25 protein-coding genes are annotated in these 26,551 nt (G+C 28.4%); 15 read left to right on the top strand and 10 right to left on the bottom strand.

Annotation, left to right across the window (positions count from 1 at the left end; all coding sequences use genetic code 11):
- The first annotated feature begins 63 nt into the window (after positions 1 to 63).
- From BVC87_RS07845 to BVC87_RS07835, 3 genes are all read left to right on the top strand, one after another.
- On the top strand, positions 64 to 873 hold the full coding sequence (locus BVC87_RS07845) for a TerC family protein (protein ID WP_075341818.1): 810 nt from the start codon (positions 64 to 66) through the stop codon (positions 871 to 873).
- Between the two features lie 60 nt (positions 874 to 933).
- A complete protein-coding gene (locus BVC87_RS07840) occupies positions 934 to 1,398 on the top strand; it encodes a hypothetical protein (protein WP_143569741.1) in 465 nt (154 codons plus the stop codon).
- Between the two features lie 63 nt (positions 1,399 to 1,461).
- A complete protein-coding gene (locus BVC87_RS07835) occupies positions 1,462 to 2,166 on the top strand; it encodes a hypothetical protein (protein WP_075341816.1) in 705 nt (234 codons plus the stop codon).
- A 70-nt stretch (positions 2,167 to 2,236) separates the two neighbouring features.
- Here the strand turns inward: BVC87_RS07835 and BVC87_RS07830 are convergent, their stop codons facing one another.
- From BVC87_RS07830 to BVC87_RS07820, 3 genes are read right to left on the bottom strand one after another with little or no spacing between them, the layout of a single operon-like run.
- Complete coding sequence (locus BVC87_RS07830) at positions 2,237 to 3,238, bottom strand: hypothetical protein (protein WP_075341815.1); 1,002 nt, start codon at positions 3,236 to 3,238, stop codon at positions 2,237 to 2,239.
- A 3-nt stretch (positions 3,239 to 3,241) separates the two neighbouring features.
- Positions 3,242 to 4,015 (bottom strand): alpha/beta fold hydrolase, encoded by a 774-nt coding sequence (locus BVC87_RS07825; protein ID WP_075341814.1) that lies wholly within the window; start codon positions 4,013 to 4,015, stop codon positions 3,242 to 3,244.
- Positions 4,015 to 4,728 carry a pyridoxine 5'-phosphate synthase gene (locus tag BVC87_RS07820; protein ID WP_075341813.1) on the bottom strand — a complete coding sequence of 238 codons (714 nt, stop codon included), beginning with the start codon at positions 4,726 to 4,728 and terminating at the stop codon, positions 4,015 to 4,017. The genes BVC87_RS07825 and BVC87_RS07820 overlap by 1 nt, the downstream gene beginning before the upstream one ends.
- A gap of 60 nt (positions 4,729 to 4,788) precedes the next feature.
- Between BVC87_RS07820 and BVC87_RS07815 the strand changes: the two genes are divergently transcribed.
- The 8 genes from BVC87_RS07815 (at position 4,789) to murI (ending at position 12,799) form a co-directional block, all read left to right on the top strand.
- The gene (locus tag BVC87_RS07815) at positions 4,789 to 5,448 is read left to right on the top strand and encodes a CBS domain-containing protein (RefSeq protein ID WP_075341812.1); all 660 of its coding nucleotides are present in this window, start codon (positions 4,789 to 4,791) and stop codon (positions 5,446 to 5,448) included.
- Between the two features lie 35 nt (positions 5,449 to 5,483).
- Positions 5,484 to 6,383, top strand: coding sequence for an NAD kinase (locus BVC87_RS07810; protein ID WP_075341811.1), 900 nt, complete (start codon positions 5,484 to 5,486; stop codon positions 6,381 to 6,383).
- A 108-nt stretch (positions 6,384 to 6,491) separates the two neighbouring features.
- Positions 6,492 to 7,175: a type IX secretion system protein PorG gene (porG, locus tag BVC87_RS07805; protein WP_075341810.1), complete on the top strand. Its 684-nt coding sequence runs from the start codon at positions 6,492 to 6,494 to the stop codon at positions 7,173 to 7,175.
- 3 nt (positions 7,176 to 7,178) lie between these two features.
- Positions 7,179 to 7,931 carry an isoprenyl transferase gene (locus BVC87_RS07800; RefSeq protein WP_075341809.1) on the top strand — a complete coding sequence of 251 codons (753 nt, stop codon included), beginning with the start codon at positions 7,179 to 7,181 and terminating at the stop codon, positions 7,929 to 7,931.
- Positions 7,924 to 10,485: an outer membrane protein assembly factor BamA gene (gene bamA, locus BVC87_RS07795; protein WP_075341808.1), complete on the top strand. Its 2,562-nt coding sequence runs from the start codon at positions 7,924 to 7,926 to the stop codon at positions 10,483 to 10,485. The genes BVC87_RS07800 and bamA overlap by 8 nt, the downstream gene beginning before the upstream one ends.
- A 151-nt stretch (positions 10,486 to 10,636) precedes the next feature.
- Positions 10,637 to 11,365 (top strand): OmpH family outer membrane protein, encoded by a 729-nt coding sequence (locus tag BVC87_RS07790; RefSeq protein ID WP_234974649.1) that lies wholly within the window; start codon positions 10,637 to 10,639, stop codon positions 11,363 to 11,365.
- A 51-nt stretch (positions 11,366 to 11,416) separates the two neighbouring features.
- The gene (locus BVC87_RS07785; RefSeq protein WP_075341806.1) at positions 11,417 to 11,926 is read left to right on the top strand and encodes an OmpH family outer membrane protein; all 510 of its coding nucleotides are present in this window, start codon (positions 11,417 to 11,419) and stop codon (positions 11,924 to 11,926) included.
- A gap of 72 nt (positions 11,927 to 11,998) precedes the next feature.
- Positions 11,999 to 12,799 (top strand): glutamate racemase, encoded by an 801-nt coding sequence (murI, locus tag BVC87_RS07780; RefSeq protein WP_075341805.1) that lies wholly within the window; start codon positions 11,999 to 12,001, stop codon positions 12,797 to 12,799.
- A 31-nt stretch (positions 12,800 to 12,830) separates the two neighbouring features.
- On the opposite strand, the gene BVC87_RS07775 is transcribed toward murI, so the two are convergent.
- The 5 genes from BVC87_RS07775 to BVC87_RS07755 form a co-directional block, all read right to left on the bottom strand.
- Complete coding sequence (locus BVC87_RS07775) at positions 12,831 to 14,471, bottom strand: S8 family serine peptidase (RefSeq protein ID WP_075341804.1); 1,641 nt, start codon at positions 14,469 to 14,471, stop codon at positions 12,831 to 12,833.
- A gap of 78 nt (positions 14,472 to 14,549) precedes the next feature.
- On the bottom strand, positions 14,550 to 14,738 hold the full coding sequence (locus tag BVC87_RS07770; RefSeq protein ID WP_075341803.1) for a hypothetical protein: 189 nt from the start codon (positions 14,736 to 14,738) through the stop codon (positions 14,550 to 14,552).
- 148 nt (positions 14,739 to 14,886) lie between these two features.
- Positions 14,887 to 16,587 (bottom strand): tetratricopeptide repeat protein, encoded by a 1,701-nt coding sequence (locus tag BVC87_RS07765; protein ID WP_075341802.1) that lies wholly within the window; start codon positions 16,585 to 16,587, stop codon positions 14,887 to 14,889.
- The gene (locus BVC87_RS07760; RefSeq protein WP_075341801.1) at positions 16,580 to 17,461 is read right to left on the bottom strand and encodes a thiopeptide-type bacteriocin biosynthesis protein; all 882 of its coding nucleotides are present in this window, start codon (positions 17,459 to 17,461) and stop codon (positions 16,580 to 16,582) included. The genes BVC87_RS07765 and BVC87_RS07760 overlap by 8 nt, the downstream gene beginning before the upstream one ends.
- Complete coding sequence (locus BVC87_RS07755) at positions 17,442 to 19,676, bottom strand: lantibiotic dehydratase family protein (RefSeq protein WP_075341800.1); 2,235 nt, start codon at positions 19,674 to 19,676, stop codon at positions 17,442 to 17,444. The genes BVC87_RS07760 and BVC87_RS07755 overlap by 20 nt, the downstream gene beginning before the upstream one ends.
- A gap of 387 nt (positions 19,677 to 20,063) precedes the next feature.
- Here BVC87_RS07755 and BVC87_RS07750 point away from each other — a divergent pair, with 387 nt between their 5' ends.
- The 4 genes from BVC87_RS07750 (at position 20,064) to BVC87_RS07735 (ending at position 24,063) form a co-directional block, all read left to right on the top strand.
- Positions 20,064 to 20,300, top strand: a complete 237-nt coding sequence (locus BVC87_RS07750) for a hypothetical protein (RefSeq protein ID WP_075341799.1) — start codon at positions 20,064 to 20,066, stop codon at positions 20,298 to 20,300.
- 11 nt (positions 20,301 to 20,311) lie between these two features.
- The gene (locus BVC87_RS07745) at positions 20,312 to 20,548 is read left to right on the top strand and encodes a hypothetical protein (RefSeq protein WP_075341798.1); all 237 of its coding nucleotides are present in this window, start codon (positions 20,312 to 20,314) and stop codon (positions 20,546 to 20,548) included.
- Between the two features lie 61 nt (positions 20,549 to 20,609).
- Positions 20,610 to 21,374, top strand: coding sequence for a GLPGLI family protein (locus tag BVC87_RS07740; protein WP_075341797.1), 765 nt, complete (start codon positions 20,610 to 20,612; stop codon positions 21,372 to 21,374).
- 16 nt (positions 21,375 to 21,390) lie between these two features.
- Positions 21,391 to 24,063: a TonB-dependent receptor gene (locus tag BVC87_RS07735; protein ID WP_075341796.1), complete on the top strand. Its 2,673-nt coding sequence runs from the start codon at positions 21,391 to 21,393 to the stop codon at positions 24,061 to 24,063.
- Between the two features lie 89 nt (positions 24,064 to 24,152).
- Here BVC87_RS07735 and BVC87_RS07730 read toward each other — a convergent pair whose 3' ends face one another.
- Together BVC87_RS07730 and BVC87_RS07725 are read right to left on the bottom strand one after the other, a co-directional pair.
- The gene (locus tag BVC87_RS07730) at positions 24,153 to 26,192 is read right to left on the bottom strand and encodes a PepSY-associated TM helix domain-containing protein (protein WP_075341795.1); all 2,040 of its coding nucleotides are present in this window, start codon (positions 26,190 to 26,192) and stop codon (positions 24,153 to 24,155) included.
- Positions 26,192 to 26,494, bottom strand: coding sequence for a hypothetical protein (locus BVC87_RS07725; protein ID WP_075341794.1), 303 nt, complete (start codon positions 26,492 to 26,494; stop codon positions 26,192 to 26,194). Before BVC87_RS07725 ends, BVC87_RS07730 begins: the two co-directional genes overlap by 1 nt.
- Positions 26,495 to 26,551 lie beyond the last annotated feature (57 nt).

Here is a 26,551-nt window from a genome sequence, read left to right as displayed (position 1 = left end):
TTTGACACTTAACTAATTTCGTATAAATTAGCAGCTAAAAACTATTAACAAACTTTTCTTGTAATGATTCAAATTATTTTCACATTACTAATGCTTGTTTTTTTACAAGCCGTATTAGGTTTTGACAACTTATTATATATTTCTTTAGAATCTAAAAAAGCCCCTGTAGCTGATCAAAAAAGGGTTAGAAAAGTAGGTATATTAATTGCTATAGCTTTAAGAATAGTACTACTATTTATTTTAGTTTCTATCATTGATTTTTTCCAAACTCCTTTTTCTTGGTTAACTGGTGAAATAAAAGATGTTGTAAAGTTTGCTTTCAACGGACATAGCATAATTGTTTTAGCTGGAGGTGCATTCATTATTTATACAGCTATAAAAGAAATTTGGCATATGGTATCTATAGATGATTTAGATCATGATGTTGAGGGTTCTAATAAAAAAACTAAATCTTCTAATGCAGTAATTACAAGCATTGTAATTATGAATTTAGTCTTTTCTTTTGATTCAATATTGGCTGCTATAGGGTTAACTAGTGAAATAGAAAGCTCTACAACGGCTTTTATTGTAATGGCCATTGCTATAGTAATAAGTGGTTTATTAATGTTAGTTTTAGCAGACAGAATATCTGCTTTTCTTGCAAAAAATAGAATGTATGAAGTTTTAGGTTTATTTATATTACTTGTAGTTGGTATTATGTTAGTTACTGAAGGCGGTCACTTAGCACACATAAAATTATTTGGAGAGCCTATTGAGTCAATGAGTAAAACTACATTCTACTTTGTACTCTTTGTTTTAATTTTTTCTGATATAGCACAAGGTCGCTATCAAAAGAAAATTTTAAAAGAAAAAGAAAATCAAAAAAAATCTTAATCCACAAGCAACCCTATTAAGGTATTGGTATCTGTTAAGTAGAATATATAAATGCTAAACATGAAAAAATTTCTTTTAATCAATACCTTAATAGTTTTATTATTTCAATCCTGTAAAACAGATTGCAGTGCTGTATCATGCGTTTCAAATAACCTTATTCTTTCTTTTGAACTTTTGGATGCTAATACTGATGAAAATTTAGTTGAAAATGGTTCAATAACTGTTGATAATATTAAAATTATCAACAATCAAAATAATGCAGCCTTAAATTTTGACTTTAATACTAACACAAATATTCTAACTATTAATGAAGATATTAATAACATCAGCAACGTTGATGTGTCTAATATTCAGATAGAATTAGATATAAATTCTTTATCGAAAAACTTATTTCAACTTAATATATCTGGTGAAAAAAGTATAAGTGATTGTTGTGAATCATTCTTAACCAATGACGTAAAAATTACAGGAAACGATTTTACTTTTGACACTGATTTAGGAATCTACAAAATACATATTCCTTAATTTTTTTATTTTCTCATTAAACCTTTTTAAAATTTGAATGTCTTACTAATAAAACAGAGAATTATGAAGACATTACAAATTACTTTATTTTCAGTTTTTGCATTTACAGTTAGTTTAGCAAATGCACAGGTGGCAAGAAATACAAAAGAAGCTATTGATAACAAGATAGCTATTAAAACGGGAAAAAATCAATTGGTAAAAGATCAAATTCAATTGAAAGCTTTCAAAGAAAAAATAATTGCTTTTGAAGATGCTTTTATTGATCATGATAGAAAACGTTTAAAGACAATAAAAAAAGATATTCTATCTGATATGAAAAGAGAAATAGCGGAAAGCAAACGAAAGATAAAGCAAGATGAACGAGAATTAAGACAAAGTAAAGCAGAATTAAGAAGCTCTAGAAAAGAGTTAAGAAATTCTCAAAGAGATAAGTATTACAACAACTCTATACGAAACCGAAGAGAAGTCAGAGACGATAGAAGAGATAAACGAGATGATGTAAGAGATAAAAATGATGACATTAGAGATTTGAAAGCTCAAATTGCTCGAACTGAGCGTCAAGAAGAAATTCTAAAAAAAATAAAAGCTTTTAATGTATCCAATAAAAAAGTTTCTGGTAAGCGAAAGCTAATAACAAACACAAAATTACTTCAAGAATTTTCAAAAACTATGGAAGCTGACATTAGGGCTACAAAAATAGAACTTAAAGAAGACAGAAAAGAAGTAATAGAAGATATAAGAGAAAGAAGAGAAGATAAAAGGAGTTAATTATAACTCACCCGCCTTTTAACACTTTTTGAAAGAAGGAACCTTAGATTAATTTCTGAGGTTTCTTTATTTATTGCATATATTCATATAAATACTTTACTATGTTTTTTAAAGAACGTTCTCCATCTTTTACTTCATAATTTTTCACTTCTAAAATCTTTTTATCTTGATAACTAAAAATTGATTTTTTCTCTTTTCCAAAAGTATTAGAAGAATATATTAATAAGTAACCGTCTTTATCATATTGAAAATTTTGAAAAATAGTTTCTTGAGGTGCAAAGAAATTATTTAAACTTTTCTTAATTAGGAATCCTTTAGTATCATAAGTAAAATTACTTAGTAAAATATTCTCTTCTTCATCTTTACTTTTAAACTCTAACAATTTATCTAATTTATTATCCTTGTAATAATGAAAAAGAAAATGAACTCCTCTTCGATAATTTGCTTCGTTTTCTTTAATAACTTTTTTAGCGATATTTTTTAGCAACTTAGCATCTTTTATATACTCCTCATCTTTTAGATAAAAGAAACACTTTGTTACAAAAAGATCATCTTTTATAAAAATATATTCTCCTTCTTGAGTACTTTTTATTCGATCTTCAAGAGTTACATCTTGAATACGCTCAACATTTTTATAGAAGGTAATCTTATCATTTTGATATCTCCCTTCATAATCATAGTTCATATCTATGTACTCTCCAATATATCTTTGATTATATATAACTTTATCAGCAGAATGACTATTAAATTTAAATGTTTCTACATCTGCATCTACTTTAGCAAACTTTTTAACTTCAATTAAACCTCCTTGAGCATTAAAACTATACTTAGTTAAGTTCGTATCTCTTTTCTTTTCTACAACTAAAGTTATTGATTTTATTTTATTCTCTTTAATGTATGATTCTTTAAACGGAACCTTTTTAAGTATAAGATTACTTAGGCTTAAGGAAAAATCATCTTTAATTAAGTAATCTATATTATTTGCATTTATCAATATTTCATTAGCATTTTGAGCATTGAGCACTGAAACAACTAATAATAGAAATAAAACAGTATGCTTAATTTTTCTCATGATCTATTTCACTAAAAAGTTAAAAGCTTTGGTATAAAAATCAGTTGGGTTTTCAGCATGCAACCAATGTCCTGCATTTGGAACCGTATCTATTTCAGCCTTTGGAAAATGCATTTTTACTAGCGGTTCATCCTCCGATAAGATATACCCGGATTTACCTCCTCTTAAAAACAATACTTCTCCATTAAAAACAGTATTTGATGGTAAACCTTTAACAACCTCGCTGTAATTCTCAGATAATGACTTTAAATTAAATCGGAATGCTAATTCATCTTTAGTCTTTCTATAGGTGTTTTTCAAAATAAAGTGTCTAACTCCAACTTCTGGAATCAATTCTTGCAATTTACTATCAATCAGTTTTCTTGTATGATGAATAGAAAAATCAATAGACTCTAAAGCTGCAATAATATCTTGATGATGGGGTGGATATTCTTTTGGAGCAATATCTGCTACAATTAACTTATGCATTTTTTCAGGATACATAGTAGCAAATAACATTGCTGTTTTTCCTCCCATAGAATGACCAATAAGATCAATTTCTTCTAAATTATGAAATTGAATATACCCTAATAAATCTTCAACTAAAATTGAATAGTTAAATTCATCCGCATGAAAGCTTCTACCATGATTTCTTTGATCAATTAAATGTACTTGAAAACCATCTTCAGCAAACTTATTCGCATGACTTTTCCAGTTATCTCCCATTCCAAAAAAACCGTGAAGAATTAAAAGAGGTTTTCCCTCCCCTACAATCTTGCTATGTAAAATCTCACTCATTATTGTAATTTATGTAGATACAAATTCACTACGTTTTGAATTCCCAGATAAATACTTTCAGAAATTAATGCATGCCCAATAGAAACTTCTGCTAAATTTGGAATATTCTCTTTAAAGAACTTAATATTCTCAAGATTTAAATCATGTCCAGCATTAATACCTAAACCTAAATCATGTGCTAAAATTGCAGCTTCGGTATATGGTTTTATTGCTTCTTTATTTCCTTTTTCAAATTCAGACGCATAATTTTCGGTGTACAATTCAATTCTATCAGTTCCTGTTTTAGCAGCACCTTCAATCAACTTCAAATCAGTTTCAATAAAAATTGACGTTCTAATTCCTGCATTTTTAAACTCAGAAATCACTTCTTTTAAATAGTGTTCATGCTTAATAGTATCCCAACCAGCATTAGATGTAAGCACATCTACAGCATCAGGTACTAAAGTAACTTGAGTAGGTTTTATCTCCAGGACCAAATCAATAAACTTTTGAATTGGATTTCCTTCAATATTATATTCTGTAGTTACTATTGGTTTTAAATCGTAAGCATCTTGATAACGAATATGACGCTCATCAGGTCTTGGATGTATTGTAATTCCATTGGCTCCAAACTCCTGAATATCTGTAGCGACCTGTAGAAGATTTGGCACATTTCCCCCTCTTGAGTTTCTTAATGTTGCAATTTTGTTAATATTTACGCTTAACTTTGTCATTATTCTATTTTAAGGCTACAAAAATAATGTATTAAAAGTTTTTAAACTATATTCGTAGTGATGAATATTAATGACTATATCCTCAAAGAAATAAAGGCACTTACATTGGATGACACAGTGTATATTGCTCAAGATTTATGTAAAGATTTACCTATCACTCATATTCCAATTGTAGAAAATAACAAGCTTATTGGTTGTTTTGCTGAAGACGATATACAAACTATTGAAAACAAAGAAATATCACTTAAAGAATATACGTATTTACTTCATCAATTCCACACCAATACCAAAACAACATTATTAGATCTAATTACTTTATTTGCTGAAAATGACTGTAATATTATTCCAGTTCTAGATAAAAATCAAAACTACATAGGTTATTATGAGTTAAGAGATATTTTAGATGTTTTTGCTGATAGTCCTTTTATGCATCAGGATAATGATACATTAATAGTTTCAAAACCTAAACTTGATTTTTCTATGAGTCAAGTTTCTCAAATTGTAGAAAGTAATAAAGCTAAATTGTTAGGTTTATATGTTTCTAAAGAAAGTAGAGATACAATAGAAGTAGTGATTAAATTATCTTCTAATGAAGTTAACGAAGTGATACAAACTTTTAGAAGATACGACTACACAGTAATTTCTCAACATGAAGATGATATCTATTTAGAAGAATTGAAAGACAGAGCAGATTATCTGAAAAAATATTTAGATATGTAAACCTATCTAACCTTCGCCATTTAAAACTAAAACTATTGAAAAAAGCAGCCATATACGCACAGTCTTACTCTGTTAATGCTGAAAAGGAGATTAAATTATTAATTAAATCTTTAGAGAAATATAATGTCGCTATCTATATAGAAAGTGAATATTACCAGCTTCTAAAAGATCATGACCTTTTAGCCGAAGAATATCCTGTTTTTTCTCATTTTAATGACTTATCTGATTCTTTTGATGTATTATTTACTGTTGGAGGAGATGGAACAATATTAAGAGCTGTAACCTATATTAGAGATCTAAACATCCCTATTTTGGGTATCAATACTGGCAGATTAGGTTTTTTAGCTACAGTTCAAAAGAAAGAAATTAAAGAAGCTGTAGTTTGTTTAGTTGAAGGAAACTACTCACTTCAAGAGAGATCATTATTACAGATAAAAACTACACCTGAGACAGATACTTTTTCTGAGCTAAACTTTGCATTAAACGAAGTAACTATTGCTAGAAGAAATACTACTTCTATGATTGGTGTAAAGACTTATTTAGATGATGAGTATTTGACTAACTATTGGGCGGATGGTTTAATCATTTCTACGCCAACAGGATCTACAGGGTATTCATTAAGTTGTGGAGGCCCCGTAATTTTACCTGATTCACCTGGATTGGTTATTACACCAATAGCGCCACACAATTTAAATGCCAGACCTATAGTTATTCCTGAAAGTACAAGTATCCAATTAGAAGTAAGTGCTAGAGAAAAAGATTTTTTAATTTCTTTAGATTCTAGAATAGCAACTGTACCTCAAGAGACTAAAGTACATATTCAAAAGGCTCCTTTTACTGTAAAAACAATACAATTAGAGCATCAATCTTATTTAAAAACATTACGAAAAAAACTATTATGGGGAGAAGATACTAGAAATAAGTATTCTTCTTAAATCATAAAAATTACAATAAATTTCAAAAAATAAAGTTAATCAAAAAAGACAGATTATTAACTTTTTAAAGCAAATTCAATTCCATATATTTGCACGCTATTTCTAAAGATGAGGAGTATTATTTTAACATTAATAGTAACTTGTATTTCAAGTATATCATTTGCCCAAATTCACGAAGTTGGGGTATTTATTGGTGGTTCTAATTTCATTGGTGATATTGGAAGAACCAATTACATATTACCTAACGCATTGGCCGGAGGACTTGTCTACAAGTACAATCTAAATCCAAGAATAGCTTTAAGAGGAAACTATAGCTATATACCAGCAAAAGGTTTTGATGTAGATTCTGGAAATCCTTTCAGACAAAGCAGAGGATTACAGTTTACTAATAACATTCATGAATTAGCTGCCGGAATAGAATTTAATTTTTTCGATTACAACGTTCGTGAGTTAGGAATAACCTATACTCCTTATATTTTAGCACAGTTAGCTGCTTTCAGTTACAAAACACCTGTTTCTGCTACAGGAAGTGTTATTAATTTAGAGAATAGTTTCAGTGTATCAATACCTTTGGGAGTAGGTTTTAAAGGTAGAATTTCTGATCATTTAGCATATGCTGTTGAATCAGGAATACGATTAACTTTTAAGGACGATATCGATTTTACCTCAGAAAATATAGCAGGAGTAATCCCAGATTTAAATCCGGGAAATGGAAATGATTTTTACAACTTTATTGGGTTTTCAATTGTCTATACATTTGGTAGGCCCGCTTGTTATGCAGAACCGGAATAATATATGAGTGAAAAACTACAAAGCATCAACCTAAATAAAATCCCCAATCATATTGCCGTTATTATGGACGGAAATGGTCGTTGGGCTAAAAACAAAGGGATGCAACGTGTTTTCGGCCATAAAAACGCATTAACTGCAGTTAGAGAGGCAGTTGCCGGAGCTTCAGAAATTGGCTCAAAATTTATCACACTTTACGCTTTTTCTACTGAAAATTGGAAAAGACCGAAATTAGAAGTAGACACTTTAATGGGACTTTTAATTTCTTCTTTAAAGAAAGAACTTCCAGATTTTCATAAAAACGGGATAAAAGTAAATAGTATTGGGGCTTTAGAACAACTACCTAAAAAGGCTCAAAAAGTACTCCAACACGTCATAGATGAAACCAGTAAAAATACTAAGATAACATTAACATTCGCACTAAGTTATGGTAGTCGTGAGGAAATTGTTAATGCTATCAAAAACATATCTAAAAAAGTTGTTAATAACGAAATTGATATAAAAAAAATTGACGAAAAAATTATAAATAATCATTTATATACATTTAATTTGCCCGATGTTGATTTAATGATACGCACAAGTGGGGAACAGAGAATAAGTAATTTTTTGCTATGGCAAATGGCTTACGCCGAACTTTACTTTACTGATGTACTGTGGCCTGACTTTAGAAAAGATCATTTATTTGACGCAATATTAGATTATCAAAATAGAGAACGAAGATTTGGAAAGACCAGTGAACAGATTGATACCAATGGGTAAAAGTTTATTTTTTATCGTATTTTTTATTGCTTTTATTACAATTGCTAAAGCTCAAGAAGAATCACCTAAAGACACTATTAGTCCAGGTGAAACAACAAAACCAACTAAACTTAATTACGAAAGAGGCAAAGAATATATTTTAGGAGGCATTTCAGTAACTGGACTTCAAAAGTTTAGTGAAGATGCTGTTAAAGTATATACAGGACTACTTATTGGTCAGCCTATAAAACTTCCGGGAGATAAACTAACTAGTGCGATTAAAAAACTGTATGAAAGTAAACAGTTTAGTGAAGTAGATGTTTATTTGTCTAAAATTGATGGTAATACTATATATCTACAGTTTGATGTTATTGAGCTCCCTAAGCTAAATAATATTAAAATTACTGGTATTAGAAAAGCGAAAGCTAGGGAACTTCAAAATGAAGCAGAATTAAAAAAAGGTATTCAAGTAACGGACAACTTAATTGTAACAACTAGAAATTACTTTAAGAAAAAATATACCGATAAAGGATACTTAAAAACTAAAGTATCTTTAACTACCAAAAAAGACACTTCAGATACGAATACCGTAGATATGTTTATTCATATTGATAGAGGTGATCGAATTAAAATTAAAAACATCAACTTTATTGGTAATGAAGCACTTTCTAACGGTAAGTTAAGAGGTGTAATGAAAAATACCAAACGAAAATTTTTAGGTCGTTTTTGGAAATCTTCAAAATATATTGAAGATGATTTTAAAGAAGATTTAGAATCAGTACTTGAAAGATATAGCGAATTAGGGTATAGAGATGCTAGAATTTTAGATAATAGATTAGTTTGGAATGATGATAACACTATTAATCTTGAAATAGAATTAGAGGAAGGTAGACAATACAGATTTAGCGATATTCTTTTTGTTGGAAACCAAAAATATACTGATGATTTCCTAAAACGTTACTTAAGAATAGAAAAAGGGGACGTTTACAACGGAAAAGTTCTTAAAGAAAGAATTTCTGGAGATGGAACACCTGATTCACAAGACATTCAGACATTATATCACAATAACGGTTATTTATTCTCTTCTGTAAATGCTGTAGAAACAAGAGTTCAAAATGATTCTATTACTGTAGAAATTAGAATTAGAGAAGATGAACCGGCTACTATTCGAAAAGTTACTGTTGTTGGTAATGATAAAACCAATGATCATGTTATTTATAGAGAACTTCGTGTAAAACCAGGTGATTTATTTAGTAGACAGAATATTATCAGATCTATTCGTGAAATTGGTCAGTTAGGATTCTTTGATACAAATGTAACTCCTGATGTAAAACCTGATTATCAAAATAAGACAGCTGATGTAGAATTTGCGGTTGTTGAAAAAGGAGGAAGCCAAATAGAACTTCAAGGAGGTTTTGGTGGTGGTGCTTTCATCGGTACATTAGGACTTTCATTTAACAACTTCTCTATCCGTAACATTTTTAATAAAGATGCTTACCAACCTCTTCCTATGGGAGATGGACAAAGTTTATCTTTACGATTACAGGCAAGTAGAACCAATAGTACCTATAGTTTATCTTTTTCTGAGCCTTGGTTAGGTGGTAAAAAACCTCAATCTTTACAATTCTCTTTCTTCTACTCAAATCAGTTTCAATTTGATTTTCAAACTAGACAGGTTAATCGTGATAGAAGTTTAGATATTTTTGGAGCAACAGTTGGACTTGGAAAAAGATTACAGTGGCCTGATGATTTCTTCTCACTTTCTCAAAGTATAAGTTATCAAAGAATTGGATTAAACAACTTCCAATACCGAGTTGGGTCTTCTAACGCTATTTTAAGTAATGGGGACTTAAACAACTTAGCATATACTATAGCATTGAGTAGAAACTCAGCTGGACCAAGTTTAATTTTCCCAACTTATGGTTCTGAGTTCAGCATAAGGGCAAAAGCTACTTTACCTTACTCTTTAATTAATGGTAAAGATTTATCAAATAGTTCTGACGGTTTAACTGAAAGTGAGTTTCAAGACTTTTTAGCAGATCGATTTAAGTGGTTAGAATACTATAAATTATCAGCTAAAGGGAAATGGTATACATCTTTAGCTAACAAGTTAGTATTAATGTCTAACTTTGAAATGGGATTTTTAGGATCATATAATGATGATTTAGGATTAACTCCTGTAGAGCGTTATTTTGTTGGTGGTGATGGTATTGCTCAAGGACAATTAGACGGTAGAGAAATTGTAGGTTTACGTGGATATCAAAACCAAAGAATCTCTTCTGCTAATGGAGGATCTATTTACAATAAGTTCCAATTAGAATTACGTTATTCAATTACAGATAAACCAAGTGCATCTATATATACTTTAGGCTTTTTAGAAGCTGGAAATGCTTATGACAATTTTAGTACATTTAATCCGTTTGAGTTAAAACGTTCTGCTGGATTAGGGGTTAGAATTTTTATGCCTGCTTTCGGTTTATTAGGTATAGATTTCGCTCATGGATTTGATCCTCTACCAGGATTTACAGAAAAATCTGGTTGGCAGACGCATTTTATCATTGGAAGACAGTTCTAAAATACTACATTTGCAAGAGTTTGGTTTTTTGGCACGGTTTTTTCTAAATACATTATAAATAATGAAAAAAATTAATTTAACCTTCGTTCTTTTACTTTTTGTAATAAGTATTTGCAGTGCGCAAAGAAATCAAAGGCTTGCTTACATAGACATGGATTACATTTTACAAAGTATTCCACAATATATAGAAGCTCAAAACGCCTTAAATGATAAAGTTGCCAAATGGAGAGCTAATTTAGATAAAGAGGCTAGACAAATTGAAGTAATGAAAACTGATTTGTCTAACGAAAAAGCTATTTTAACTCAAGAGTTAATTGAAGAACGCGAAGAGGATATTGAAGTTAAACAACAAGCACTTAGAAAACTTGAATCATTATACTTTGGACCTGATGGTGATATGTATATCATGAGAAAGAAGTTAATTCAACCTATCCAAGATCAAGTTTATAATGCTATTCAAACAATAGCTTCAAGAAAAAAATATGATTTTGTTTTTGACAAATCAAGTGAGTTGGTGATGTTATATTCTAATAAAAAACACGATATTAGCCCACTAGTTTTAAAACTCATTAAAATAGATGTAAAAAAGCAAGACAAGCGTGATAAGATAGCTGAAAGAAAGAAGCTATTAGATAGCGAAGGAAAATCTGAAGAAGCTAAGGCTAGAGAAGCAAAGAAAGAAGCTTTAAAACAAAAAAGATTAAGTGACCGAGAAGCTAAATTAAAAGCCATTGAAGAAAAAAGGCAAGAGCGCTTAAAGGCTAGAGAAGAAAAAAGAAGATTGTTATTAGAGAAGAAAGAAGCTTTAAAAAAGGCAAGAGAAGAAGCTAAGAAAAAGAAACTTGAAGAGTCATCAGGATCAGAAGAAAAAAAGGAATAAACACAATTTAACAAAATAGAAAAGAGAACAAAAATTTAAATTAAAGTAAACATGAAACATTTAAAGACGTTATTATTAGCTGCAATTTTTACGGTTGGTTTAGGTGGAGTGGTAAATGCACAGAAAACTGCACATATTAATACCGACAAATTACTTGCTGAAATGCCGGAAACTAAGGCATTGAAAGCTGAATTAGAAAAATTACAAAAAACATATAGAGCTGATATTGAAGGTATGTTTAAAGCCTTAGAAGCTAAAGTAAAAAAATACGAAGCTGAAGGAAAGAGTCAAACTCAAGAGACAAATCAAAAGAGAGCTCTTGAAGTTCAACAAGATCGTCAAAAGATAGCTCAAGCTGAGCAAACTATGAATCAAGAGATGGCTAAAAAATACCAAGAAAAAACTAGACCTATTCTTGAAAAAGCTGAAAATGCAATTAAAGCTGTAGCTGCTGAAAAGAATATTGTTTATGTATTAGACGCTGCACCAGGTAAAGGTTTAATCGTTTTTGAAAAAGGTGAAGATATCTTTAATGCTGTAAAAGCTAAATTAGGATTCTAATCTAACGATAGTAAACAATAATAAATATAGAAAATCCTGCTTCTTTGAGGTAGGATTTTTATTTTTGAAGTAATGATGATCTTAGAAGCTGAAAACCCCATAGGTATATTTGATTCTGGTGTTGGAGGAATTTCAATATGGAAAGAAGTTCATAAAGCTTTACCTAATGAACAAACTATCTATTTATCAGATAGCATTAATGCTCCATATGGACAAAAATCCAAGGAAAGAATTACTGAATTATCTATTAAGAATACAGAATATCTATTAAAGAGAAATTGCAAGCTTATTATTGTTGCCTGTAACACTGCTACTACAAACGCAATAAAACATTTAAGAAACTCTTATAACATACCGTTTATTGGCATTGAACCCGCTATAAAACCAGCATCATTACAAACTAAAACAAAAACTGTTGGTATACTTGCAACTAAAGGCACATTAAATAGCGAACTGTTTGAAAAAACATCTTCAAAAATTGATGATAATATCAATATTATAGAACAAGTTGGTGAAGGTTTAGTAGAACTAATAGAAGCGGGTAAAATAGACTCTGAAGAAATGTACCTATTACTCGAGAAATACTTAAACCCAATGCTAGATCAAAATATAGATTGCTTAGTTCTAGGGTGTACTCACTACCCTTTTTTAATACCAGTTATCAAAAGAATTACAAACAACTCTATAAATATAATTGATTCTGGTGAAGCCGTAGCTAGACAAACTAAGAGAATATTATCTCAAGAAGACCTACTAAACACTAATTCATCTCAAATAAATCCAAATATATTTTATACAAATTCTGATAAAAGACTACTACAAACTTTAGTAAAGGATTTTAAAAATATAATAGTTGAAAGGAAAGAGTTTTGATATACATTTTAATTCAGCTACCAAATAAAAATTAATGGGATATAATGCTATCAGCCATTATAAAAGCATTATAAGCATTTAAAACCCTACCTGACTTTGAAAGTTTATCAAAAGGAATAGTTTTGTTTTCTTTTGAAGAAACTTTCACATTGAAGTTATATTTGATTCCTGAATCCATAAGTATGTTTTTCACTTCAGAAGATGTCAATTTTGGATAATATGAATACAACAATGCTCCAATCTTAGCTGTTATTGCAGAAGCTAAAGAAGTACCTGTATCATATTTAAATTTATTATCAGGAAAAGTAGTATATATCTTTTCTGCAGGCGCAAATAGATCTACATTTTTCAAACCGTAATTGCTATATCCATACTTTAAATCTTCATTTATATTGTATGTAGATCCTCCTACTTTCAAAAAATTGGAAACAATTTCTTTTCCATTTTCATCTCTATCATCTGGATAATTAAACTTTTCTATATTATCCATATCATCATTGTCATTTCCTGCTGAAGTTACAATTAAAACATTATGCTTTTCTGCATATTTGATAGCATCATCTATCCACTCTTTGTGTAAAGAAAAATCTTTACCAAAACTCATATTAATAACTTTCGCACCATTATTTACAGCATAATAAATAGCTTGTGCTATATCTTTATCATGTTTAGTACCAAAACCAGAAATACAAAGCGGCATTACTTTAATTTCAGGCGTGTTTTTAGCTATAACGCCTGCTACTATAGTTCCATGAGTAAAAAAGTTAATGTCTGCATTAATTTCAGAATTCCCATAATTAGTGTTAGCCATATCATTAGGGTCATCTCCAGTTACCTTCCGTTCATTATAATTAACATTAAGTTGTTTTGATAGCATATTACTTGCTCTTAACTTTAATCCATCTATATAATCATCAGTGTACCCATTTTTTATGAAACCAGTTGCAATCTTAATATTTAATTGTATAATAGAATCTTTTGCATACAATTTCTTTATACTATCGAGCTTTTGAATTGTAATATTTTCGATTTTGGTTTTATTTTTTAAAATCTCAATAGCCTTGTTTTTCCATATAAAAACATTTTGTGCATATTCTTTTTCTTGAGCCACAGATTTGGTTTTCTCCTTTAATCTTTTTTCAGCTCTTTTATACATCTTAAATTCATTTAAATCAGAAGAATTAATATCATCTTCATCCTTATTCTTGTATTTATCACGAAATGCGCTTACAATTCTAGTGTAATCATAATGATTATATTTATTAGTCTCTTCCTTATCATTACCTGAAAAATTCCACCCCTGAATATCATCTATATGACCATTCTTATCATCATCAAGATTATTATCTAAAATTTCATCATCATTAATCCAAATGTGATCTTTTAAATTCTTGTGATTTATATCAACACCTGTATCGATTAAAGCTACAATGACCTCTTTTCCTGATTTGTTTTTTAAAATAGTATTATATGCCCTTTCTAAACTAATCCCAGGTATAGAATCAAGTAAAATATCTTTATGACTCCAATCTTTAACTTTTTCTTCCTTTACTACTTGTGATAGAGGTATATTTTGATCTTCTATAGATATGTACTTACTATTATTACAGCTTGATAATAAAATCAATACTATAATATATATATGATTAATGGATATTTGGGAAGTAAACATATTTTAAACTTATTAAAATTGTAAAAATGCAAAGAATATGAACCATATCTTTGCATTATTAAAAAGCATTTATATAATTTATCTTATTATAACTGCACTTACTTTACCATTTCCTCCACCACCACCTGCTTGAGATGGTGTAACCCATTTACTAGATGACTCCACACATATACTTGGTCCAGTTTCTGAATCATCATCTCCACCTCTAACTGCATGTAAGTTTGATAAAGCAGATACTCTAAAGTTGTCTAATTTTAATGTTTTCATGATATGGTTTTTTGATTAGTGAGTAATTAAATTTTAGTCAATCCAAAATTACGAATGAAACTCAACTAAAAGCTTACCATTTTATAAATGCTTGTCTTGATTCATGAATAACACTATATAAAACACTAATAAACAAACAATTAACAAGTTAACTCTTTTCTATATTTTCTATAAAATAAGAGGGTTTAATCCCTGTTTTTTTATAAAAAGATTTGGAAAAAGACTCTGAAGATTTAAAACCAATCTCTCTAGCCAGTGCTCTAATCGTAAATTTTCGATACGTTTTATTTGTTTGTAATTCGTCAATTACATAGTCTATTCTTAAATAATTAATATAAGTAGTAAAGTTTTGTTTTTTATAATGATTAATTACTTTGGATAAATAGTTAGCATTCGTTTTAAAATTTTTTGCTAGTTCTTGAATATTCACATTTGTATTCAGATATCCTTTTTCTGCTTCAAACTTATCTAAGCACTTAAAAATTTCATTTACAATATCCTCTGGAACATTAATAGTTTTTTTAACTTTTTCATTAATTTTTGGATCATTTTTTTGATCTTGTTCTACTACTTTTTGTTTTTGTATATTTATTTTACTTTGTTCTATAATTGCTTCGAAACGCTCTTTATACTTCTTTTTCTTAACCGATTGTAGATATAATAAAATTGATACCACCATAAGAACAAAAACGATTAATAAAATAATTTTTTTATTGATAGTATTTTTACTTTCAAGTTCGTTAATAACTGCTTCTTTTTCTGCTACAATCTTTGGAATATCATACTTCTTAATTAATTTGTTTGTAAGGTAACTTTCATTAGTTGTAATTATACTATCTAGTTTAATTAAGTTATTTAAAAAATATAACTGTTGATTTAAATTTTTAGTTTCTTTAGAGTAATTAATAAGTAATTCATAGGAATCTCTTAATCTTGGTAATAAGTCATTTGTTTTTTGAAAAATAGTATCAATGATTTTAAAATTGTTGATAGCTTCTTCTTTTTCATTTACATTCATTTGACTTTTTCCCAAAAAATAAAGACTCTCCGATAAGTTAGATTTATTATTTATTTTTTTGAAGTAATCCCTAGCTTTACTCAAACTTTGAATAGCACTTCCATAATTTTTTAAATAGTACTGTGTAGTACCATCATTTAATAAAAGAAGATGTAACTCATTTGTTGAATTAGTTTTACGAGCTAACTCTAAACCTATTTTATTATAATATAATGCAGAATCTAATACCTGTGTGTTATTATATGCGTTGGCTAAAGCATATAATGCTTGTAAATGAATTGCCGATGGAAACTTTGAAATATTATTTTTTACAAATACAAAATTTTCTCTGTGAATATTTAAAGCTGCTATAGAATCTTTTGTTCTATCCCTAACTTTACCAATAAAACAATTACTGTTATAAATTAAGAATTTATTATCTGTTTTTTCTGCTGTTGATTTAGCTTTTAAATAATAATCTAAAGCTGTATTAAAATCTTTTTTTCTGTAATAGAAGTCACCTTGGGATATATAAATTGCAGTCGGGTAAGTCTCATCTTGATAGTACTTTGTAAGATCAAGAATACTGTCATAATATTGTAAACGCTTCTTCTCTTTACATAGTAAGGCATTTAAATAATATCCAGTCAATATTTTTGTAGTATCTCTATCACCCAGAGCCTTTCTCAAATACGCTTGGGCATAATTATAAGTATTTTCTAGTTTATCGCCACTATTGTATAAATCAAAAAGCTTATCATATGATCTCTGCAGAAGCGAATCAGGAACTTTTTGAGCATTACAAAATGTAACTATGATTAAAAAGAAAAATAACAATCGTATTTTATTCATTTCTGGCTATTTTAGATTTATAGTAACGATATAGTACATCATATATTAACATTTCATGTAACCGTTGTTTTGAACGAAAACTTCTATTTATTGTCATATGGATAAAACTTGTTATTAATTCATCCATATGAACTGATAATTCTTTATTCATATTCATCATAACAAATTCATCAATTATAGGTCTATAATTTACGTTTCTACCATCAATAGATTTCAATGCAGGTAAATTAAAATCATTTTTACTGAAATTCAGAATACTAGATACTTTAGGCTCTAATCTTCTAAATTTTTTATCTAATTGCTTATTCAAAGTCTTTTCTATATTAAACTCTTTTCTGAAAGAATTTCTTACTTGAGTTATTAAATTAAGTTTTTTATGTTCATCTATTTCAAAAAAAGTTAAAGTATCATTAACTGCTTTTAATATGTACATAAAATAGTCTTCAGAGTCAAGGTTATATCTTATGAGATTCAATACCATATCAGTATCGTAAAAAAACATAGATTCTGCCAAATTAATTGTAGTTTCTCCATAACGTTCCAGCTCTCTATTATAGCTGTGCAACTGTATATCCCAAATCTCTCCACTATTAATAAATACTGACAAATCTTTTCTAATACTATTTACTACCAATCCAAAATCTGAGATATCTTTAATTAAAAAACGAACTCTTAAATGTGGTTCTGGATCAGAGTATCTAATGAAAAACCACTTTAGAATTATATTGTTTTCAATTAACTGATCGGTTATATTCTTAAGCACATCTATTAAAATAGTATCTGAAACAGAAATACCACTATAAATTTTATAGTATATCCATTCTTCTCCAATGGTAAAACTTCTTCTAAGCTTCCTAGTTTTCTTTAATTTCAATATCCTTTAGTTTTTTATTATTAAAAAAAGAAACAACAAATTCATTGCAGAAAAAATCTCTATTGTCTGTTACCAGATTAGTATTATGGAATAAGAACTCTTCTAAAACAAAACTTTTTTTATTCTTTACAGTTGCCAATAACATATTTATACAATCTGAATTATGAGTATGAATTAATAAAGTATTATCCCCTTCTACCAATTGAACATATTTTGGTAATTCAAGAGTTTTTCCCCAATCTAGAAACTCTTTAAATACATCATCTTTATTTGACAATTTATACAAATGCTGTATTTCTAAAATATTAATTATCCATTTAGCTTTAGAAAAAATAATATTCTGAAAAGTTACTCTTGGCAGAAATGAAAAACTATTAAATAAACTATGCCATTTAAAGCAAACTCCTTCTCTTTTCTTTTCTAATTGAATATCACATAAAAATCGATACAAAGGTAGAGATTGCGAGCTAGGTACATGCGCATTTGTAAGTCTTGGTAAAATTTGGCAATTAAATTTTTTAGATCTTAGTATGATTTCTTCTCCATGCATAGAAATCATAATATCGTTTATATCTATTTGTCTTTTCGAAGATAATATTGATTTCCCTAAATAAGGAATTTCATAAGATCTTTGTGTAGGACGATAGATAAAATTACCCGCTTTAGACTGAGGTAAGTGAACTATATCTGCTATGATTTTTTCTTGATTTATGGATTCTTCCAATGAAAGTATTTGCGAAACATGATTGTCTATGGAGCTGTCCAAATGACTAAATCTTGAAATTAAATTTGCCGCACTACTTCCACCTATCATGTTACAAAAAATTTGACTACCACTTTCCAAATTTACTATTTCAATTACAGTGGATATAGTATCTGGAAGATCATCCCATTTTGACTCAAAATCTTTGAAATCATCATGAGTTAATTCTATTATTTTAGATCCATTTTTTAAAGTAAATAACACCTTTTTTAATAATATCTCATCAACCTCTGTCCATATAATACTTTTATATAGCTTTTTGGGCTGAGTTAATTTTAAATCATCTAATAAAGGAGTTATGGTATCTTTAGCCATATCATACCCTAGTCCTAATTCAGTATCTAAAACATAACTAAGAGCTACCTCTTGACTTTCAAAGCGCTTTTTAAATATTCTTTTAAAATTAGCTAATCGTTCAATTTCATAAGGTAAAGACATTTTATTTAAAATTACCATAGCTTTTTTTAGTTGATGTACTATTGACTTATCCAACACATTACTTTGCAATGTTGCCATGACATCTGTTTGGAAAAAAGATTTATGATTAGATAAACTATCTTTATTCTTTAATTGCTCGATTAATAGGTTATAATCTATTTTCGTATTGCTAAAATTTTCATCTAAATTAAGTAGTGATTTCTGATATTGCTGTAATCTATTAATAATATTGGAATCGATATGTCTTAATTTTAGTATATCTATCAGATGATCTAAACTGTTTTTTCCTGTAAGATTTATTCCTAGTTCTGGTACTAAAATTTGGCAGTCTACAAGAGCACTTATATATTCTTTCGCTTCTGTCTTGGTTATGTTATCCTTAACAATTAACGTTATTAATTCATCTATGCTTTTGCCTTTTTTAGCTTCTTCTATAATCGCCTCTAAATATTCTGTTTTTACAGCACCATCTAAATTATAAATACGTTTTCCATTTTGAATTTCATATGAAATATATCTAAATTGATTACTTAATGCGTATAAACTATTATTAGTATAAAATTTTATTTTTTCTTTAACTTCTTCATTTTGCAGTAAATTTCTGCATAGTTCATCAAGTACATCCATGCTTAAACGTGTAACCCGTTTATACATCTTGCTGGTTTCAAACTGAATCTCAGTTTTATCAGAAAAACTACCAACACTACAATTTGTAAATAGTCCAAAAGGAGTACATCTACTACAAGTTCTAGTAATATATTTAAGAATCGAATTTCTTATACGCTGTTTTTTCTTAGAGTCTTTTATATCATTATTAATATATCTTTCAAAAATTGTGAAAAATTCAGGTGATGCTAAGTAGATAGCTTCTTTAAATATGCTTGAAGTAATAAATGAATTAAAAGATAATTCATCTATCATATCAAATTTAGTAAGCTTATTATAACTATTCAATGAAAACATCGGTGTTCTTAAAATATAATTACTAAAAACTTGATACGGATTTTTGTGCATTCTTATCAATTTGACAACAAAAATACTTAATAGTCTTCAAATTCTAAACCAAACAAACAAAGCTTTGAAAATCAACAAATAAAACACCTTCATTCATGAATACAGAGTCTGAATTCGTGAATACAGAGTCGCTATTCATGAATGGAGATATAGACTTCTTGTGAACACTAAAAACCGCCTATATATTTGCCAGTGTAAATGATGCAGTAGCAGTTGAATAACTCAACTTATTATACTAAAAATCAAAAAATAAATTTAGAATAATACTTATACACTTCTATTCATCATTTCATGATTTTAAGAATAAAATCTAACTGTTGCAACAAAAGGGAGGGAAGCTGAAAAACCTTAAAAAAAGAGTAAGCACAACTTTAAAAATTTAAAAAAATGAAAAAATTATTTTTATTAGGAGCATTCGTTTTTGCTACAAACATCTTCGCAATCAACACTGAAAATGGATTAGTTAACAAGATTGATACAGAATCTATCGAAGATTTTAAATCATGTCCAGTCACTATTAAAGGTACTTATGATGGGAAAGAAGTAGATTTAGTAGTAACTGTTGAGGCTGACGACTGTGCTAAAGCAGCTGGTACAATGCTTAAGGAAGTTATGAAACAATAATTATTTCAACCATGAAAAAACTAGCCTTAATTTTAGCAGTTTCGTTATTTTCTTTTCAAGGGTTTAGCGACAACAAGATTAAAAATACTGAATCAGAATTTAACTTATCAGAAGATTCTACAGAGTTCAGAGACTGCACAATTCATGTAGAGGGAACTACTGACGATGGAAAAGAATATAATTTAGATATTACTATTACTGATGTTAGTTGGCTTAAGTGTCAAGCAATTAAATTATTAGTTGAGTAACCTTAATTATTTTAACTACAAGAGGTCGAAACTTTTCGACCTCTTTTAAAATACCACAATCATGAAAAATAAATATTTCTTTTTAGCGATAATACTTCTATTATCATCTACTATTTTCGGCCAAAAGAAAACCTACTTAAGGGCAAACTATACGTATTCTAATTTTGGTTTAAAAGAATTTTATAATATAGAATTAGAAGTTTTAGGGAAAGAATCTCTTTCTACATTTAAACGCATGGATTCTACTGAAACTTCTGCTCATATGGATGATACAGGAGTTGGAAGATTCACCAAAGTTGTAAAAGATAGTATTGGAAAAAAATATTATAAAAATTTAACTACAAAGGAAATTGTATTTAGAGATTTTGCGACTAAAAACGGTAATTTTTTACCATACATAGTTAAGGAAGATCTACCTGCAATGAACTGGGAACTTCGTTCTGAGGAAAAAAAATTCGGCAACTATACTTGTAAAAAAGCAGAACTAAAATTTAGAGGAAGAGAATTTGAAGTATGGTATACTTCTGAAATACCAACAATACATGGACCTTGGAAATTCCATGGACTACCTGGTTTAATAGTGCAAATAGAGTCAAAAGATACAAATATTAAGTTCTCATTAAGCAGTATAGCTACTAAAAACAGTACTTCTGTTGAGTTAAAAATTCCTAGTAATGGAAAAGAAATTTCTTTTAAAGAATATGCTAGCTATAAAAACAATTCAACAGATGAGTTATTAAAAAAGCTATATGCTAAACTACCTAGAGGAGCTAGAATAACAGTAAATTCAGTAACTGATCATAATATTGAAAAAACATTTGAATAATTATTCAATATAGAAGATGGGAAAAAAGGTAGGTTTTTTAATATTCATTTTTTTATACTCCATTGGAGTTTCTGTAGGGCAAACTATTAGCGGGAAAATTGTTGACGCTGAAAAAAAGCCAATACCTTTTGTTAATGTTGTAGCTAAGAAAGATAGTTTAAGTAATAAAATAATTGCATTCACCTATACAGACATTGATGGATCTTATCTTTTAAATGTTTCTAATCAAAAAAGTTTTGTGATAAACTATTCTTCTTTAGGATATCAGGATCAGAAAATAGACATTAAAAAGTTTGATAAAAACTTAATTGTAAATCTGAATTTAACAGAAAAGAAACTTGAATTACAAGAAGTTGTGATCAAAGCAAATAAGTCTATAAAAGTGAAAAAGGATACTGTTACGTTTAATGTTAAATCTTTTTTAAGAGGTAATGAACAAGTAGTTGAAGATGTTTTGAAAAATTTACCAGGAGTTGAAGTTGATGCGGATGGCACAATTAGAGTGGGAAATAAAGAAATAGAAAAAGTAATGGTTGAAGGCGATGATTTTTTTGAAAAAGGGTATAAACTATTAACAAAGAATATGCCCAATGATCCTATCAAAAAAGTAGAATTATTAAAAAATTACTCTAAAAACAAACATTTAAAAGGAATAGAAAATAGCAAAAAAGTTGCCTTAAATTTAATCTTAAATGAAAAGGCTAAAAGAATATGGTTTGGTAATTCGGCATTAGGATATGGTTTAGGTTCTGAAAATATTTATACTATGAAAGGAAACTTAATGAACTTTGGGAAAAAAAATAAATATTATTTCTTAACTAATCTTAATAATACTGGTACAGATGTAATTGGAGAAATTGAACATCTAATTAGACCTTACAGAATGAATGAAGTTTCTAGTTTAGGAGATGAACAAACTACAGGTTCTTTAGTATCTTTAGACGCTTTTGTTCCAAAGTTTAAAGAAACTAGAACTAATTTTAATAATGCCGAATTGCTTTCATTAAACGCAATTTTTAATCCATCAAAAAAATTAAAGATTAAGTCATTAGTTTTTTTAAATTCAGATGAAAATAACTTTTTCAGGAATTCAATTGAAAACTATCAAGTTCGTAATACTGACTTTATGAATACAGAAAGTTATTTTTTAAGAAAAAAGAAAAAAATAGCTTTTGGAAGGTTTGACCTAAATTATGATTTTTCAAAAACAAAAACGCTAGAGTTAACCTCAAAATTTAATTATCGTAATTATACTGAAAGTAGTAATTTAGTTTTTAATAATGAAGGCATTGACGAATTTCTACAAGGCAAGAACACTTTTTTTGATCAAAAAATTGTTTACACTAACAAATTAAATAAAAGAAAAGTCTTTTTATTAACGGGTAGATACATTTTTGATAAATCACCTCAAAACTACTTGGTAGATTTTAACTCTTTTTTATTCGAAGATTTATTTCCTAACACAAATGCTAATGCTGCTTCTCAGTTAATTGAAAATACTATGAATTTTATTGCTTTTGAAGGGCATTTTCTTAATAGAAAAAAAGGTGGTAATTTATTAGAGTTAAGATTTGGAAATTCTTTAAGACAGGATGTTTTGAATTCTGATTTATTATTAAAACAGAATCTAAATGTAGAAATTGCCCCAAACGAGTATTCTAACGATTTAACTTATTTTACTAATGATACTTTTATTAAAGGTAAGTATTTACTAAAGTTTAATAAACTCGCTCTAATGGGGAACTTAGGAGTTCACGTATTATATAATCGTTTTAATACAGAAAACAACTCAAATGAGGAAGTTCCTATATTTTTTAATCCTGAATTTGAATTCAAATGGAATATTGGAGAAAAGAATGAATTAACAATGGGAGCTTCTATAAATAGAACCAATGCGAATGTTTTAGATGTATATAATAATTACGTTTTAACAGGATATCAGAATTTTAATAGAGGAACTGGTACTTTTAATCAAACTAATGCTTCTAGTTTTAATTTAAATCATCAATTTGGGGACTGGGGAGGAAAGTTTTTTGCTAATACAATTATATTTTACAATAAGTATCATGATTTCTTTTCTACTAATACACAATTAACACAAAATTATACTCAATCAAGTAAAATTCTAATTGAAGATAAGAGTCTATTAGGTATTTCTTCAAATTTAAACAGATTTGTCAATAGCTTATCTTCTAACATAAAATTAGTTTTAGGTTATTCTAGTTCTAATTATAAAAATATTATTAACGACTCAAACCTAAGGGAAGTAAAAACAGATAATTATAGCTATGGTGTAGAAATGCGATCAGGTTTTAATAGTATGTTTAATTATCACTTGGGAACTAAATGGACCACCAATTCTATAGCTACTACTTTTAACCAATCTTATACAAACAATAATACATTTTTAGACTTATCTTTTATTTTTAATGATACATTCAATTTTGATATCCAAACAGAACGTTATTCTTTCGGCAATTTAAATCCAAAAAATAGTGTCTATTATTTTGCAGATTTTAGTGCTGAATATAAAATTAAATCACCTAAAATCAGTATCTCTCTTGTAGGTAAAAACCTATTTAATACTGATACTTTTCAAGAATTTACAATAAATGACAATGGTAGTTCTATAACTGATTATAGATTATTATCAAGATATGTAATGCTTACATTAAAGTATCAATTTTAACTTGAAAGACTTTCTAAAAGTATGATTTAAAATTGAATAATTTCCTTTTTTAGATTCTGAATCATACTTTTAGAAGACTTTTTTAGCCTCTACTTAGTATACGGTTTCCAAGTAAATAATTCTTTAATTAAAAAGATATTAGCAATGGCCATAGTCGCTAAAACTAATATTTCAGATACGTTTGTAATTTCATAGATTAAGGCTGTTATAAAATGATATATATTAAATAAACCAACTAAAATTGCCCAAACTAAAGAAACCCATTTAAACCAGTTTTTTGAGAGTTGAATAGTTAGCACTGCAAATAAAAAAGCTACCCCTTCTAATTGAATTCTCCATTGATGCGCCCATCCTGGTATTTCTCCGTTTGAACCTTCTATAAGTAATGATTCTTTAAAGTAAACGTCTGCTATTCCATATACATGATGTATGATAAACCCTATTACAAGTATAACCCACAACATTATAATTTTTGTTCTCATAGGTATGTGATTCTTATCTTTAATTATTAAGTTTTTATGTATTGATTCTTCTAAATTGTTTACGTTTTTATAATCGATAGGATATTTTGAAAATGCACTTTGTTCTTTCACCTTTTCTGAGACCTTTGTATACACTACTAAACTTGTTATTCCAATACACAACCAAAGTATATCTATAGTTAGCATATCAGACTGTCCATTCTCTATTGATTTCCATATCCACTGGTTAGATACAACTCCGTTTACTATTGGAATTAGCAATCCTACTAATCCACCTATTAGTAGACTCTGTTTATTAATCTTATAATTATCTCTTTTATAACGGAAATAAATAATGAAAATTAACCAAGACAAGAAATAGAAATAATATATAAACGACTGTTTATTCTGAAAATAACCATGAAAGATTTTGCTAAAAAGGAATGAAATTGCAGTTACTGGTAGCATTGATAAACAAATAGCTAAATAAATATGTCCAACATTGGCTGTGAACAACCGCTGTTGAATAGTCATACTTTTTTTATTTCTAGACTCTATCCACAATAATACTCCAGACAGTATAACAAAGCAGGTAATTAAAGCTAAAATAAAGTAGATGATTTTTACAATCACCCCTCCGAAATTTCCAAAATGTAGTCGAGTTAATACCCCTTGTATATCTTCAACATAATTTAATTTTTCAGGATTTTTTACTGCATTTATCTTTCCATTTTCGTAATCGAATACTATTCTTCCTACTCCTACAAACCTATCCTTATCATTTAGCTCGCCTTGAAGAATATATTTCATATTACTTCCTCTGTAGTTCCTTATGTAGGCATTAGAAAATTGGAAATCATTCCAAAAACTATCTGACTCTTTTATAAAACTGTTGAAACTTGGTAGTTCTGTATCTATTTTTTCAACCCAAGCATATGTTTTTCGCTCTGGACGAATATTTTCTATTAACTTTTGTTGATCTCCATTATAAAGAAAATTAGCAGGAAGTAATACTAAAATTGAAAGACAAAAGTAAGCTCCAGTTACTGCAAAAATAAATTGAAATGGTAATCCTATAATACCTAAAGCAGTATGTGCTTCAGACCAAACCCTTTTTAAAGCATTCTTCGGATTAAAATGATAAAAATTAGTTATTATTTTTTTCCAATGTACAATAACTCCAGTTACTATTGCGAACAGAAAAAATATAGCTACAAAACCCGCTAAATAAATTCCGATAGTAGGAATTTGATGAAAAAAATGGAGTCGATATAAGAACTCCCCTATTCCATAATATTCATGATACTGTTTTCTTTCTTCTGTTTGGATGTTTAAAGAGAAAAACTGAGGTTGCTTACTTCTCTCAGAAGCCGTGGTATCCTGACTAGGCAACAGATATACATATAGTTCATCTTCATTTTTGCCAAGACCAATTTCTAAATCTCTACCGATTAAATCAAAATCTTTATCTAATTTTTCAAATAACTGATCAAAGTTAACATCTTTTCTATTGATATGGTTTACAGACTTGCCTTCTTCCCAAATCTTAATTTCATCTTTAAACAAAGCAAAAGCTCCTGCAAAGAAAATAATATATAAGGCAAAACTAATAACAATTCCGCTTACTGTATGTGTATTAAAAAACACATTATAATTCCGCTTACTCATTAAATAAAGGGATTTTTTGAATTACCTAATTCATAAATTATATATAAAATCAGTATCAATATCATATACATTCCCCAAGCTTTCCAACCATTTTTAAATAAAAAGGGAAAGATTAACAAGGCTCCCCAAACAATAAAAACTGTAAAAATAGAAGTGATTAAAATCTCTTTAGGGTAAGGAAACCATAATGGTAAGCACATATGCAAAAGTGCTGTGACTATATACCCACCTAAAATTCCTGCTGAGACCTTTGCAAATTGTTGCCAAGGAGATTTATTTAAATATTTTGGATTAGCTGGCATAATTTAAAATTAATTCTGTTAGTATTAACAATACTAAAAAGCTGAAAACATAAACTG

Origin of the sequence: Tenacibaculum agarivorans, assembly GCF_001936575.1 — a bacterium.
GTDB classification, from domain to species: Bacteria; Bacteroidota; Bacteroidia; order Flavobacteriales; family Flavobacteriaceae; genus Polaribacter; species Polaribacter agarivorans.
The sequence above is the reverse complement of the archived record's forward strand: the minus strand, read 5'-3'. Positions and strand labels throughout refer to the sequence as shown.

Excerpts from the sequence above, each read along its gene's own strand:
- BVC87_RS07845 (WP_075341818.1), top strand. The coding sequence starts at position 64 with ATGATTCAAATTATTTTCACATTACTAATGCTTGTTTTTTTACAAGCC.
- BVC87_RS07840 (WP_143569741.1), top strand. The coding sequence starts at position 934 with ATGAAAAAATTTCTTTTAATCAATACCTTAATAGTTTTATTATTTCAA.
- BVC87_RS07835 (WP_075341816.1), top strand. The coding sequence starts at position 1,462 with ATGAAGACATTACAAATTACTTTATTTTCAGTTTTTGCATTTACAGTT.
- BVC87_RS07830 (WP_075341815.1), bottom strand. The coding sequence starts at position 3,238 with ATGAGAAAAATTAAGCATACTGTTTTATTTCTATTATTAGTTGTTTCA.
- BVC87_RS07825 (WP_075341814.1), bottom strand. The coding sequence starts at position 4,015 with ATGAGTGAGATTTTACATAGCAAGATTGTAGGGGAGGGAAAACCTCTT.
- BVC87_RS07820 (WP_075341813.1), bottom strand. The coding sequence starts at position 4,728 with ATGACAAAGTTAAGCGTAAATATTAACAAAATTGCAACATTAAGAAAC.
- BVC87_RS07815 (WP_075341812.1), top strand. The coding sequence starts at position 4,789 with ATGAATATTAATGACTATATCCTCAAAGAAATAAAGGCACTTACATTG.
- porG (WP_075341810.1), top strand. The coding sequence starts at position 6,492 with ATGAGGAGTATTATTTTAACATTAATAGTAACTTGTATTTCAAGTATA.
- BVC87_RS07800 (WP_075341809.1), top strand. The coding sequence starts at position 7,179 with ATGAGTGAAAAACTACAAAGCATCAACCTAAATAAAATCCCCAATCAT.
- bamA (WP_075341808.1), top strand. The coding sequence starts at position 7,924 with ATGGGTAAAAGTTTATTTTTTATCGTATTTTTTATTGCTTTTATTACA.
- BVC87_RS07790 (WP_234974649.1), top strand. The coding sequence starts at position 10,637 with ATGGATTACATTTTACAAAGTATTCCACAATATATAGAAGCTCAAAAC.
- BVC87_RS07785 (WP_075341806.1), top strand. The coding sequence starts at position 11,417 with ATGAAACATTTAAAGACGTTATTATTAGCTGCAATTTTTACGGTTGGT.
- murI (WP_075341805.1), top strand. The coding sequence starts at position 11,999 with ATGATGATCTTAGAAGCTGAAAACCCCATAGGTATATTTGATTCTGGT.
- BVC87_RS07775 (WP_075341804.1), bottom strand. The coding sequence starts at position 14,471 with ATGTTTACTTCCCAAATATCCATTAATCATATATATATTATAGTATTG.
- BVC87_RS07770 (WP_075341803.1), bottom strand. The coding sequence starts at position 14,738 with ATGAAAACATTAAAATTAGACAACTTTAGAGTATCTGCTTTATCAAAC.
- BVC87_RS07765 (WP_075341802.1), bottom strand. The coding sequence starts at position 16,587 with ATGAATAAAATACGATTGTTATTTTTCTTTTTAATCATAGTTACATTT.
- BVC87_RS07755 (WP_075341800.1), bottom strand. The coding sequence starts at position 19,676 with ATGCACAAAAATCCGTATCAAGTTTTTAGTAATTATATTTTAAGAACA.
- BVC87_RS07750 (WP_075341799.1), top strand. The coding sequence starts at position 20,064 with ATGAAAAAATTATTTTTATTAGGAGCATTCGTTTTTGCTACAAACATC.
- BVC87_RS07745 (WP_075341798.1), top strand. The coding sequence starts at position 20,312 with ATGAAAAAACTAGCCTTAATTTTAGCAGTTTCGTTATTTTCTTTTCAA.
- BVC87_RS07740 (WP_075341797.1), top strand. The coding sequence starts at position 20,610 with ATGAAAAATAAATATTTCTTTTTAGCGATAATACTTCTATTATCATCT.
- BVC87_RS07735 (WP_075341796.1), top strand. The coding sequence starts at position 21,391 with ATGGGAAAAAAGGTAGGTTTTTTAATATTCATTTTTTTATACTCCATT.
- BVC87_RS07730 (WP_075341795.1), bottom strand. The coding sequence starts at position 26,192 with ATGAGTAAGCGGAATTATAATGTGTTTTTTAATACACATACAGTAAGC.
- BVC87_RS07725 (WP_075341794.1), bottom strand. The coding sequence starts at position 26,494 with ATGCCAGCTAATCCAAAATATTTAAATAAATCTCCTTGGCAACAATTT.